General features: G+C 74.7%; 12 protein-coding genes. 5 read left to right on the forward strand and 7 right to left on the reverse strand.

What is annotated here, in order from left to right:
* Nucleotides 1-993 (forward strand): FtsX-like permease family protein (locus tag RZ84_RS08175; RefSeq protein ID WP_241777622.1); only part of this gene is annotated, 993 nt, incomplete at its 5' end.
* A 75-nt stretch (nt 994-1,068) separates the two neighbouring features.
* A complete protein-coding gene (locus tag RZ84_RS08180) occupies nt 1,069-2,574 on the forward strand; it encodes a S41 family peptidase (protein ID WP_078893631.1) in 1,506 nt (501 codons plus the stop codon).
* Nucleotides 2,575-2,587: 13 nt separating this feature from the next.
* Here the strand turns inward: RZ84_RS08180 and RZ84_RS08185 are convergent, their stop codons facing one another.
* From RZ84_RS08185 to RZ84_RS08195, 3 genes are read right to left on the reverse strand one after another with little or no spacing between them, the layout of a single operon-like run.
* Nucleotides 2,588-3,466: an NAD kinase gene (locus RZ84_RS08185; protein ID WP_043263733.1), complete on the reverse strand. Its 879-nt coding sequence runs from the start codon at nt 3,464-3,466 to the stop codon at nt 2,588-2,590.
* A gap of 59 nt (nt 3,467-3,525) precedes the next feature.
* Nucleotides 3,526-4,341: a TlyA family RNA methyltransferase gene (locus tag RZ84_RS08190; RefSeq protein ID WP_043263734.1), complete on the reverse strand. Its 816-nt coding sequence runs from the start codon at nt 4,339-4,341 to the stop codon at nt 3,526-3,528.
* Between the two features lie 7 nt (nt 4,342-4,348).
* The gene (locus RZ84_RS08195; protein WP_043263735.1) at nt 4,349-4,660 is read right to left on the reverse strand and encodes a hypothetical protein; all 312 of its coding nucleotides are present in this window, start codon (nt 4,658-4,660) and stop codon (nt 4,349-4,351) included.
* 49 nt (nt 4,661-4,709) lie between these two features.
* On the opposite strand from RZ84_RS08195, the gene RZ84_RS08200 reads away from it, so the two are divergent.
* Nucleotides 4,710-5,057: a sterol-binding protein gene (locus tag RZ84_RS08200; RefSeq protein WP_043263736.1), complete on the forward strand. Its 348-nt coding sequence runs from the start codon at nt 4,710-4,712 to the stop codon at nt 5,055-5,057.
* Here the strand turns inward: RZ84_RS08200 and RZ84_RS08205 are convergent.
* From RZ84_RS08205 to RZ84_RS08215, 3 genes are all read right to left on the reverse strand, one after another.
* Nucleotides 5,041-5,859: an ABC transporter ATP-binding protein gene (locus RZ84_RS08205; RefSeq protein ID WP_043263737.1), complete on the reverse strand. Its 819-nt coding sequence runs from the start codon at nt 5,857-5,859 to the stop codon at nt 5,041-5,043. The genes RZ84_RS08200 and RZ84_RS08205 overlap by 17 nt on opposite strands.
* Nucleotides 5,860-5,959: 100 nt before the next feature.
* Nucleotides 5,960-7,018 (reverse strand): FecCD family ABC transporter permease, encoded by a 1,059-nt coding sequence (locus RZ84_RS08210; protein WP_043269395.1) that lies wholly within the window; start codon nt 7,016-7,018, stop codon nt 5,960-5,962.
* 44 nt (nt 7,019-7,062) lie between these two features.
* Nucleotides 7,063-8,112 carry a FecCD family ABC transporter permease gene (locus tag RZ84_RS08215; RefSeq protein WP_078893633.1) on the reverse strand — a complete coding sequence of 350 codons (1,050 nt, stop codon included), beginning with the start codon at nt 8,110-8,112 and terminating at the stop codon, nt 7,063-7,065.
* A 116-nt stretch (nt 8,113-8,228) separates the two neighbouring features.
* Between RZ84_RS08215 and RZ84_RS08220 the strand changes: the two genes are divergently transcribed.
* Both RZ84_RS08220 and RZ84_RS08225 read left to right on the forward strand, forming a co-directional pair.
* Nucleotides 8,229-9,257: an ABC transporter substrate-binding protein gene (locus tag RZ84_RS08220; protein ID WP_043263738.1), complete on the forward strand. Its 1,029-nt coding sequence runs from the start codon at nt 8,229-8,231 to the stop codon at nt 9,255-9,257.
* A gap of 100 nt (nt 9,258-9,357) precedes the next feature.
* Nucleotides 9,358-10,254 carry a siderophore-interacting protein gene (locus tag RZ84_RS08225; protein WP_043263739.1) on the forward strand — a complete coding sequence of 299 codons (897 nt, stop codon included), beginning with the start codon at nt 9,358-9,360 and terminating at the stop codon, nt 10,252-10,254.
* Nucleotides 10,255-10,306: 52 nt separating this feature from the next.
* Here RZ84_RS08225 and RZ84_RS08230 read toward each other — a convergent pair whose 3' ends face one another.
* Entirely contained in the window at nt 10,307-11,299 is a 993-nt protein-coding gene (locus RZ84_RS08230) for an HAD-IIA family hydrolase (protein ID WP_043269399.1), read from the reverse strand.
* Nucleotides 11,300-11,347: the final 48 nt, after the last annotated feature.

The raw sequence follows: 11,347 nt of genomic DNA on the forward strand, positions 1-11,347 counted from the left end.
CCCTCGGCCCTGGCCGGGTGCGCGCTGGGGGCGGTGCTGGCCCGCGCATGGTTCGACGGCATGGTCGGCCACGGCCTGGTGCCGCCCGGGGTGCCGTTCCGCTTCAGCTGGGTCGCGCTGCCGGTGTGCCTGGGGGTTGCGGTGGTCACCTCGGCGGTGGCGGGGCTGCTGGCGGCCAGCCGGTTCGCGGCGCTGCGCCCGGCGCGGGCGCTGGACGAGGCGGCGGCCGGCCGCCGGGAACTGGGGCTGCTGCGGCTGCCGTTGGGGCTGGCCGCGCTGGCCGGCGGGGTGCTCGTCTCCCGGCTGCTCGCCGGGCAGCCTGCCGACCGGGCGAGCCAGGGCGCGTTCCTGGTCCTGCTGCTCTTCTGCGTCGGCACCGGGCTGCTGGGGCCGCGGCTGGTCGGCCCGGCCGCCTGGCTGGTGTCCCGGCTGATCGGCCGGTTCGGCAGCGCGGCCGAGCTGGCGACGCGGAACATCACGTCCCAGTCCCGCCGGTTCTCCGCCGCCGTCGTTCCGCTGGTGCTGGTGGTCGCGTTCGGCACCACCAAGATCGCGCTGCACACCACAGCCGCCCACCGGACCGGGTCCGCGGGCCCGGCCGGCGCGGTGTGGCTGGACTACCTCGGCACCGGTCTGTACGCGGGCTTCGCCGCCATCGCCGCCGGCAACACCCTGGCCATGATCACCGCCGAGCGGCGCCGCGATCTGGCGCTGCTGCGGCTGGTCGGCTCGCAGCCCCGCCAGGTGCGGGCGATGGCGGCCTGGGAAGCGGCGGTGGTCGCCGGCACCGCGCTGGTCCTCGGTACCGCGATCGCGCTGTGCACCCTCGCCCCGATGCTGCGGCAGGCGTTCGGCGACCCGCTGCCGTACGTCCCCGGGCCGACGGCCGCCGCGATCGCCGGCACCACCCTGCTGCTCGCGCTGCTCGCCACCGGCCTGCCCGTCCACCTCGGCCTGCGCCGCCGCGCCGCGGAAACCCTGGCCGCGGCCTGACGATCCCGCTCCCCCGCCTCCGTACTTCTCCGCCCTCCCGCCACATACACCGCACGCCCCCAGGAGGTAGACGCCATGAGTTCTCCGGCACCGAACCGCCCGGCACCCGGCCCCCAACGCTCCCAAAGCCCCCAACGCCCCCGCGCCACCGCCCTGTTGCCCTCCGCACTGACCGCCGTGACCGCCCTGGCCGCGCTCACCGCCACCGGCTGCGCGCCCCCGGCCGCCGCGGCCCGCGCCGCCGGCCGGGCGCCCTCCCTGGACGGTGTCTGGCGGACGGACGGCTACGGCACCCTCGTCGCCGTCAAGGGCCGCACGCTGCGGACGTACGAGACCACCGCCGTCAGCTGCCTGCCCGGTTCGGTCACCGGCACCCGGGCCGGTGGCCCCGACGCGCACGGCGCGAGCCGCTTCACGGTCCCGGACGGGGCGCCGCTGACCGTCTCCCCGTCGGGCACCGGCCGCGCCCGGCTGGCCTTCGAGGACGACGCGGGCAGCCGCATCCTGCACCGGGGCGGCGCGCTGCCCAAGCGGTGTGGCCGGCGCCCGTCCCGGGACCCCCGGGCGGTCTTCGACGTCTTCTGGCGGACCTACGCGGAGAACTACCCCTTCTTCCGCGCGAAGGGGATCGACTGGGCCGCGGTCCGCGACCGCTACCGGCCCCGGATCACCGCGCACACCAGCGACGCCCAACTCTTCGCGATCCTCCGCGAGATGATCGAGCCGCTGCACGACGCGCACACCCGGGTCGTGGCCGGCCCCGACCGGTGGTTCGCCGGCAGCCGCCCCGGCACCGTGCTGCCCACCCCGGAATTCACCGACCGCGTCGACCGGGCGATCGCCGCGCACCTCGGAACCGGCGCCGTGCAGCGGCAGTGGGCCGGGGGCAGGCTCGCCTACGCCGATCTGCCGGGCCGGATCGGCTACTTCCGGGTGACCCAGTTCGCCCACTACACCGAGAAGGGCGACTACGCCGGCGACGTCGCCGAGCTGGACCGCGCACTGGACGCGGTGTTCACCCCGTCCCGTACGCAGGGCCCCGCCGCCCTGCGCGGTCTCATCGTCGATCTGCGGCTCAACGGCGGCGGCCACGACCCCCTCGGCCTGCGGATCGCCTCCCGGCTCACCGGCCACCCCTACCTCGCGTACCGCAAGCGGGCCCGCAACGACCCCCGCGACCCGGCCGCGTTCACCGCTCCCGAGCCGATCCGGGTCCGCCCGCACCGGGGCCCGGTCTACACCGGCCCGGTGGCCGTCCTCACCGGCCGGCTGACGGTCAGCGCCGGGGAGACCTTCACCCAGTCCCTGATGGGCCGCTCCCCCGCCCCCACCCGGATCGGCGAGAACACCCAGGGCGTCTTCTCCGACATCCTGGACCGCCGCCTCCCCAACGGCTGGACCTTCGGCCTGCCCAACGAGGAGTTCCTGACCGCCGACGGACGCACCTTCGACGGTCCGGGCATCCCCCCTGTGCTCGCCACCCCCGTCTTCACCGGGGCGGAACTCGCCGCCCGGCGGGACAGCGCCCTCACCCGCGCCCGGGAACTCCTGGCGCGCGGGGGCCCGGGCGGCGGCCGGTAGCAGGGGGCGGACCCTAGTGCGGCGCCCCCCGCCACCCCGCCACCGGGAGGGCGAACTTGGCGACCAGGCGGTCCGTGAACGACGCGTGGTGCAGCCGCGCCAGGCGTACCGGGACGGCGCCGCGGCGGACCTCGACGCGGGCGCCGGCGGGGAGTTCGACGGTCCGCCGGCCGTCGCACCACAGCACCCCGTGCGGGGTCTTGGGCTGCACCTCGACCGCGAGCACCGAGCGCGGCGAGGTGACCAGCGGCTTGGCGAACAGGGCATGGGCGCTGATCGGCACCATCAGCAGCGCCTCGACCTCGGGCCAGACCACCGGCCCGCCGGCGGAGAAGGCGTACGCGGTCGAGCCGGTCGGCGTCGCGCAGACCACTCCGTCGCCGCCGAAGCGGGAGACCGGACGGCCGTCGACCTCGGTGACCACTTCCAGCATCCGCTCGCGGGCGGCCTTCTCGACGGACGCCTCGTTGAGCGCCCAGTCGGTGTGGACGACGGTGCCGTTGTTGCGGACCAGGACGTCCAGCGTCATCCGCTCCTCGACCTCGTAGGCGCGGGTGACGACCCGGTCGACGACCTTGTCGAGGTCGTCGCGCTCGGCCTCGGCGAGGAAGCCGACCCGGCCGAGGTTGACGCCCAGCATCGGCACCCCGGAGGTCCGGGAGAAGTCCGCGCCGCGCAGCAGCGTGCCGTCCCCGCCGAGGACGACCAGCAGTTCGCAGCCCTCGGCCGCGCACTGCTCGGACTCGACGCGCTCGACGGACGGCGGCAGCGGCAGGTCCGCGGCCTCCTCCGCCAGTACCCGGACCCCGATCCCGCTGCGCAGCAGTCCTTGGACGACGAGTTCGGCGCTGCGGACGGCCGCCGGGCGGCCGGTGTGCGCGAGCAGGAACACCGTCCGCCCGGCGCGGCTGTTCTGCTGTGCTGCGCTGCCTTCAACTGCCTGGGTTGTGGTCAACGGGGCCCCTCCGCCACTGCACGGTCGACATCCGCCGGGTCGAGTGCAGGCGCCCCGGCGCGCAGCCACAGAAAGTACTCGACATTGCCCGACGGTCCGGGCAACGGGCTCGCCGTCACGCCGAGGACGCCCAGCCCCAGCTCGGCCGCCCGGTCCGCGACCGCGCACACCGCCTCGGCCCGCAGCCGGGCGCTGCGCACCACGCCGCCGCTGCCCAGCCGCTCCTTGCCGACCTCGAACTGCGGCTTGACCATCAGCACCAGGTCCGCGTCCGGCGCGGCGCAGCCCACCAGCGCGGGCAGGACGAGGCCCAGCGGGATGAAGGAGAGATCGCCGACGACGAGATCGACGGGCTGCGAGTCGATCTGCTCCAGCGTCAACTCGCGTACGTTGGTACGGTCCTTCACGGTGACCCGGTCGTCGCTCTGCAGCGACCAGGCGAGCTGCCCGTAGCCGACGTCGACGGCCACGACATGGCCGGCGCCGGCCCGCAGCAGGACGTCGGTGAAGCCGCCGGTCGAGGCGCCGGCGTCCAGGGCCCGCCGGCCCTCGATCCGCAGCCCGCGCGGGACGAAGGCGGCGAACGCGCCGGCGAGCTTGTGGCCGCCGCGCGAGACGTAGTCGGGGTCGCTCTCGTCGGCGCGGACGACCAGGGCCGCGCCGGTCTCCACCTGGGTGGCCGGCTTGGTCGCCCTCGCTCCGCCGACGGTCACCCGGCCCGCGGCGATCAGCTGGCTCGCGTGCTCCCGGGAGCGGGCCAGCTTGCGGCGCACCAGCTCCGCGTCGAGTCGGCGTCGTGCCACTCCTGCCACCTGTGGTTCAGCTCCTGTTGTCGTGCGTCGTCGGGGAAGGCGCGGGCGGCCCGGGCTGCTGGTCCAGGGAGGCCAGCACCTCGCGCAGCCCACGGTGCACATCCTCGTACATGTCCAGGTGGCCGCCTGTCGGGAGGTGGTCGGCCTCGGCGAGGCGCCGCAGCGCGGCATCGACCGCGGTCTGGCCGGTGGGGGTCACCGGCACCCCGAGCGGCTGCGGACCGGCGGGGCCGGACGGCTCGCCGGGCCCCTCTGCTGACTCGGGCACGGCCTGCGCCCCGGGTGCCTCCGGCTCCGGGCCGGACGTCGGCTCTTCCATGCCCCGACGCTACCTCGGCCGCACCCGGCCTGGCGTATCGTCGACCGCGATGGCAACCCTCGACCAGTGCCGCGCCGCGCTCGACCGGCTGGCCCAGAACCTGTCCTCGGCACAGGGCGACGTGCGCAGCGCCGCCGCGCTCGACCGCTCGCTCAGCTGCCGCATCACGGATCTCGACACGACCTTCCTCGGGCGGCTGGCCGACGGCACGATCCGGGACGTCACCAGCGTCCCGGGCCCGCCGCCGCACAAGGCCGAGATCCGGCTCACCATGGCCGGGGACGATCTCGTCGCACTGGTCGACGGGCGGCTCAACTTCGCCGCGGCGTGGGGCAGCGGCCGGGTCAGGCTGGAGGCCGGGCTGCGCGATCTGCTGCGGCTCAGGACGCTGCTGTAACGGGCGCGGCGGCCCGGCGCGGCCGGCGGGCGGCCGGCACGACCAGCGGGGTGCCGGTCTCCGGGTCGTCGATGATCTGGCAGCCGATGCCGAAGACCCGCTCGACCAGTTCGGCGGTGACGATGTCCGACGGCGCGCCCTCGGCGATCACCTCGCCGTTCTTCATGGCGATGAGGTGGGTGGCGTAGCGGGCCGCGTGGTTGAGGTCGTGGAGCACCGCGACGAGGGTGCGCCCCTGCCCCTCGTGCAGTCGGGCGCAGAGGTCCAGGACCTCGATCTGGTGCTGGATGTCCAGGTACGTCGTGGGCTCGTCGAGGAGGAACAGCGGGGTCTGCTGGGCCAGTGCCATGGCGATCCAGACGCGCTGCCGCTGGCCGCCGGAGAGTTCGTCGACATAGCGGTCGGCGAGTTCGCCGACGCCGGTGGCCGCCATCGACTCCCGGACGATCCGCTCATCCGCGGCCGACCACTGGCGCAGCAGGCCCTGATGGGGGTAGCGCCCGCGGGCCACGAGGTCGGCGACGGTGATCCCGTCGGGGGCGATCGAGGACTGCGGCAGCAGCCCGAGCGTCCTGGCGACCTTCTTGGCCGGCAGCGAGGAGATCGCGGCGCCGTCGAGCAGCACCGATCCGGCGGCCGGCCTGAGCATCCGGGAGAGCGCGCGCAGCAGGGTGGACTTGCCGCAGGCGTTCGGGCCGACGATGACGGTGAAGGAGTGGTCGGGGATGGCGACCGAGAGGTTCTCGGCGATCACCCGCTGGTCGTAGGCGAGGGTGACGTTCTCGGCCGTGAGACGGCTCACTTCGGGGCTCCTGGGGGTGGTGGGGGTTTCGCTGCCGGTGTCGGGGGGCGCGGTCACGGCTGCCGGGCGCGGCGGCCGGTGCGCCTCGGGGCGTGCCGGTTCACACCCGCCCGGCCTTCCGCTCGGTGAACAGCAGCCACACGAGATAGCCGCCGCCGAGGATTCCGGTGAGCACGCCCACCGGCAGCTGGTCGGCGCCGAAGAGCCGCTGGGCGGCGAAGTCCGCGGCGACCAGCAGGGCGGCACCCATCAGGGCGGCGGGCAGCAGGTTGGGACCGGGTGACCGGGTGAGCCGGCGGGCGAGTTGGGGTGCGGTGAGCGCCACGAAGGAGATCGGTCCGGCCGCCGCGGTACCGGCCGCGACCAGCACGACGGCCGCCAGCAGCACGGTGATCCGGACCCGCTCGACACGTACGCCCAGCGCGGACGCCGCGTCGTCGCCCATCTCCAGCATCCGCAGCGGTCGTCCGTGGCCGAGCACCAGGGGGATGAGTACGGCGCAGACCGCGGCCAGCGGCCAGACCTGGTCCCAGTCCCGGCCGTTGAGCGATCCGGTCATCCAGGTGGTGGCCCGGGTCGCCTCATGGATGGTCGCCTTGGTCAGCAGGTAGAGCACGATGGCGTAGAGCATCGCGGCGGCGCCGATGCCGACGAGAACGAAGCGGTAGCCGTGGACGCCGCGCTTCCAGGCGAGCAGGAAGATGGCCAGGCCGGTGGCCACACCGCCGACGACGGAGCCGGCGGCGACGCCGTAGGGCCCGCTGTGGAAGTAGACGATGGCGACCAGCGCGCCGACCGAGGAGCCCTGGGCGAAGCCGAGCATGTCCGGGCTGCCGAGCGGGTTGCGGGAGACGGTCTGGAAGACCGCCCCGGCGATGCCGAAGGCGGCGCCGACCAGCAGCCCCACCAGCACCCGGGGCAGCCGGAGTTCCTGCACGATGAACTCCTGGCCGGTGGTGCCGCCGCCGGTGAGGGTGCTCAGCACCTCGGAGGGCGTCATCGGGTAGTCGCCGGAGCCGACCAGCGCGACGGCGGCGGCCAGCGCCACGGCCAGCAGCAGCAGTCCGGCGAGGGCGGCGCGCACGTCGAGCCGGACCGAGAGCCCGCTCCCGGTGCGGAGCGCCCGTACGCACCGGGTGGGCCGCGCCCCGGCCGTCACCTTGGTTCGCTCGTTGCGCTCACTCACAACCTCGTTGCGCTCACTCACAGCTGGGCCATCCTCCGACGCCGTACGAGACAGATGAAGACCGGTCCGCCGATGACGGCCGTGACGATGCCGACCTGGAGTTCGCCGGGCCGGGCCACGATCCGGCCGAGCACGTCCGCGCCCAGCAGCAGCACCGGCGAGAGCACCGCCGAGTACGGCAGGATCCAGCGCATGTCCGGCCCGGTGACGGCCCGTACGGCATGCGGCACCATCAGGCCGACGTAGACGATCGGGCCGCAGGCGGCGGTCGCCCCGCCGCACAGCAGGGTGACCGCGAGCATCGCCAGCACCCGGGTGCGGGTCAGCCGCGCGCCCAGCGCCCGCGCCTGGTCGTCGCCGAGCGCGATGGCGTTCAGCGGCCGGGCGAGCAGCAGCGCCAGGAGCGCGCCGGCCGCGAGGAACGGCGCGACCTCGGTGACCGTCGGCATGGTCGCGGCGGCCAGCGAACCGACCGTCCAGAAGCGCATCTTGTCCAGCGCCGCGTTGTCCAGCAGGTTGACGGCGTTGAGGTAGCCGGTGAGGACGGCGGTGAGCGCGGTGCCGGCGAGGGCGAGCCGCACCGGGGTGGCGTTCCGGGTGCCGCCGAGGACGTAGACCGCCACCGAGACCAGCGCGGCGCCGGCGAACGCGAACCACACATAGCCGGTCAGCGAGGTGACGCCGAGGAAGCTGATGCCGGAGACGACGGCGGCCGAGGCGCCGGCGTTGATGCCGAGGACTCCGGGATCGGCGAGCGGGTTGCGGGTCAGCGCCTGCATGACCGTGCCGGCGAGGCCGAGGGCGGCGCCGGCGAGCAGACCGAGGAGGGTGCGGGGCACCCGCACGTCGCGGACGATGACGTCGGTGTCGGAGCCGGAGTAGTGGAACACCCCGTGCCACACCTGGTCGAGGGGGATCTGTTTGGCGCCGACGGCGATGCCGAGGACGGCGATCACGGCGAGCCCGGCCACGGAGGCCAGCAGCCCCGCCGAGCGTATGACGGGGCGTCGGCGGGGGGCCGCGGGGGCCGGCGCCGCGGTTGCTGCGGGGGGACTGTCAACCAACACGCTAGTTAGGTTAGCCTACCCTCACAAGCATGTGATCAGCCGGCTCTCCGGAGCGGCCCTACCCGGCCGTACGCCCCGCCGATCCGGTCACCCCTTCGAGAGAGAAGTACCCACGCATGAGAACCCCCCGAAGCGTAACCCCGTCCCGCCGCGGCGTCCTGGCCGCGGGCGGCGCCGTCGGCATCGGCGCGCTGCTCGCCGCGTGCGGAGGGGGCAGGGGTTCGGGGGGCGGCAACGGCGGTGCCGCGGGCGGCCCGTGGTCCTTCACCGACGACCGCAAGCAGAAGGTCTCCCTCCCCCACGCCCCCCAGCGCATCGTCGCGTTCACCGGCACCGCCGCCGCGCTGCACGACTTCGGCGCCGCCGACCGGATCGTCGGCGTCTTCGGTCCCACCAAGCTCAAGGACGGCAGGCCCGACCCGCAGGCCGGCGACCTCGACGTCGACAAGGTCACCGTCATCGGCAACGCCTACAACCAGTTCAACGTCGAGAAGTACGCCGGCCTGAGCCCCGATCTGCTGGTCACCAACATGTACGAGCCGGGCGCGCTCTGGTTCGTCCCGGACGACAGCAAGGACAAGATCGGCAAGCTCGCCCCGAGCGTGGCCATCACCTCCTCCCGGGTACCGCTCGACCACATCGTCGCCCGCTACGCGCAGCTGGCCACGGCACTCGGCGCGGACCCGAAGGCCAAGAAGGTCACCGAGGCCAAGGCCCGCTTCGAGAAGGCCGCCGAGGCGCTGCGCAAGGCCGCCAGGGCCCACCCGGTCAAGGTGCTGGCCTGCTCCGGCAGCGCCGACCTCTTCTACGCCTCCAACCCCGGCATCAACGCCGACCTCATGTACTTCAAGTCCCTCGGCGTCGACCTGATCGTCCCGGACCACCTGGACAAGGGCGGCTACTTCGAGAGCCTCAGCTGGGAGAACGCCGACAAGTACAAGGCGGACGTGCTCCTGCTGGACAACCGCAGCGCCACCCTCCAGCCCAAGGACCTGGCGGCCAAGCCCGCCTGGAACAAGCTCCCCGCCGTCAAGGCCGGCCAGATCACCCCCTGGTCCAGCGAGCCGCGCTTCTCCTACGCGGGCGCCGCACCGCTCCTCGAATCGCTCACCAAGGCCATCGAAGGCGCCGGAAAGGTCGACTGACGCGGCGCCGCTCCCGCCCGCCGCCCCGCCACACCAGCTCACCGGCTCCAACCGACCCCGTACGCACGCCAATCCCCGTACCGTCCCGGGAGGTTCCCGAATGACCACGACCGCCGCCCCCGCCGCCGCGCCGTACCGCTTCTTCGACGTCCACGTCGTCCGCGCCCGTCGGCTGAGTACGTCCATGGTCCGGATCACCTTCGGCGGCGAACGGCTCGACGCACTGGTCTCCGGCGGCCGGGACCAGCGCTTCAAGGTGTTCCTCCCGCAGCCCCACCAGACGGTGCCGGTCTTCGCCGACATGGGCGACGGCTGGTACACCGCCTGGCGGGCGCAGGACCCGGCCGAGCGGCCCGTGATGCGCTCGTACACCATCCGCGAACAGCGCCCCGAAACAGGCGAGTTCGACGTGGACTTCGCGCTGCACGGCGCCGACGGCCCCGCAGCGGCGGTGGCCGGCGGCCCGGCCAGCCGGTGGGCCGCCGGCGCCCGGCCCGGCGACCGGCTGACCGTCCTCGCCCCGGCCGTCGAGGACAACGGCGGGGTCGACTTCCGGCCGCCGCCCGGCACCGACTGGATCCTGCTCACCGGCGACGAGACGGCGCTGCCCGCCATCGCCGGAATCCTGTCCTGGCTCTCCCCCGGCACCCGGGCCAAGGTCTGGATCGAGATCGGGCACGAGGACGACCGGCAGCAGCTGCCGACGTTCGCCGACGCCGAGATCACCTGGCTCGTCCGGGACCCGGCCACGGCCGCGCGCACCGAGCCCGTACAGGACGCGCTGCGCACCGCCGAACTGCCCGGGGGCAAGCCCTACGCCTGGATCGCCGGCGAGGCCGGCACCGTCAAGGCGGTGCGCCGGCATCTCGTCGGGGAGCGCGGATTCGACCGCCGGGCGGTCAAGTTCACCGGCTACTGGCGGCGCGGCGCCACCGAGGAGGAGCTGCTCGCGGAGCTCACCGCCGCGGCGGCCAAGAGCACCCGGCAAGCGGCCTGAGCGGTCCGGGCCCCGCCGCACCGGCGAGGCCCGGCACCCCCGTGACGCCCCGTCACATACCGATCCGCCGCAGCGCCTTCCCGGCGTCCGCCGCGCAGCCGCCCTCGCCGGCGGCCGTCCAGGCCGCCGCGCACAGCGCCCGCAGCCCGTCCAGCGGCGCCCCCGCGCCGTCCAGGTCCAGGGTGTCCCCGGCCCCGGCACCCGACGCCGTGGCCCGCCAGCCCCCGCACCGGAAGCCGTCGCCGTCCGCCGTCACCTCCGGCTGCGGCGCCAGCACACCGCGCAGATCCGCGTCCACATACGTCGGCCGGTGCCGCGGCGGCGCCGCCAGCAGCTCCGCCGGGGTCGTCACCCCGGTCAGCACCAGCAGCGAGTCGACCCCGCCGTTCCAGGCACCCTCGATGTCGGTGTCGAGCCGGTCCCCGATCACCAACGGCCGCTCGGCGCCGGTCCGCAGCACCGTCTCCCGGTGCATCGGCGGCTGCGGCTTGCCCGCCACCTGCGGCGCACCGCCCGCGGCGATCCGCACCACCTCGACCAGCGCGCCGTTGCCCGGCGCGATACCGCGTTCCTTGGGAATCGTCAGATCGGTGTTGGACGCGAACCACGGCACCCCGCGCTGCACCGCGTACGCGGCCTCCGCCAGCTGCCCCCAGTCCAGCTCCGGGTCGTAACCCTGGACCACCGCCGCCGGATCGTCGTCCGCCGACCCCACCGGCTCCAGCCCGCGCTCGCGCAGCGCCACCCGCAGCCCCTCGCCCCCGATGGCCAGCACCCGGGCGCCCGACGGCACCTGCTCGGCGATCAGCCGGGCCACCGCCTGCGCCGAGGTGATCACGTCCTCCGCCGCCGTCGGCAGACCGAATCCGGTCAGCTGGTCGGCGACCGCCTGCGGCGTCCGGGCCGCGTTGTTCGTCACATACGCGAGGTGCATCCCGCGCTCCCGCGCCGCGGTCAGCGACTCCACGGCATGCGCGACGGCCTGCCCGCCGGCGTAGACCACCCCGTCCAGATCCAGCAGCGCCGTGTCATACGCCTCGCTCAGCGCCCGCCGGCTCCCCTCGGGCCGGCACGGCTCGCTCCCCCCCCCCCC

It is taken from the genome of Streptomyces sp. CT34 (genome assembly GCF_000805335.1).
Classification (GTDB): domain Bacteria; phylum Actinomycetota; class Actinomycetes; order Streptomycetales; family Streptomycetaceae; genus Streptomyces.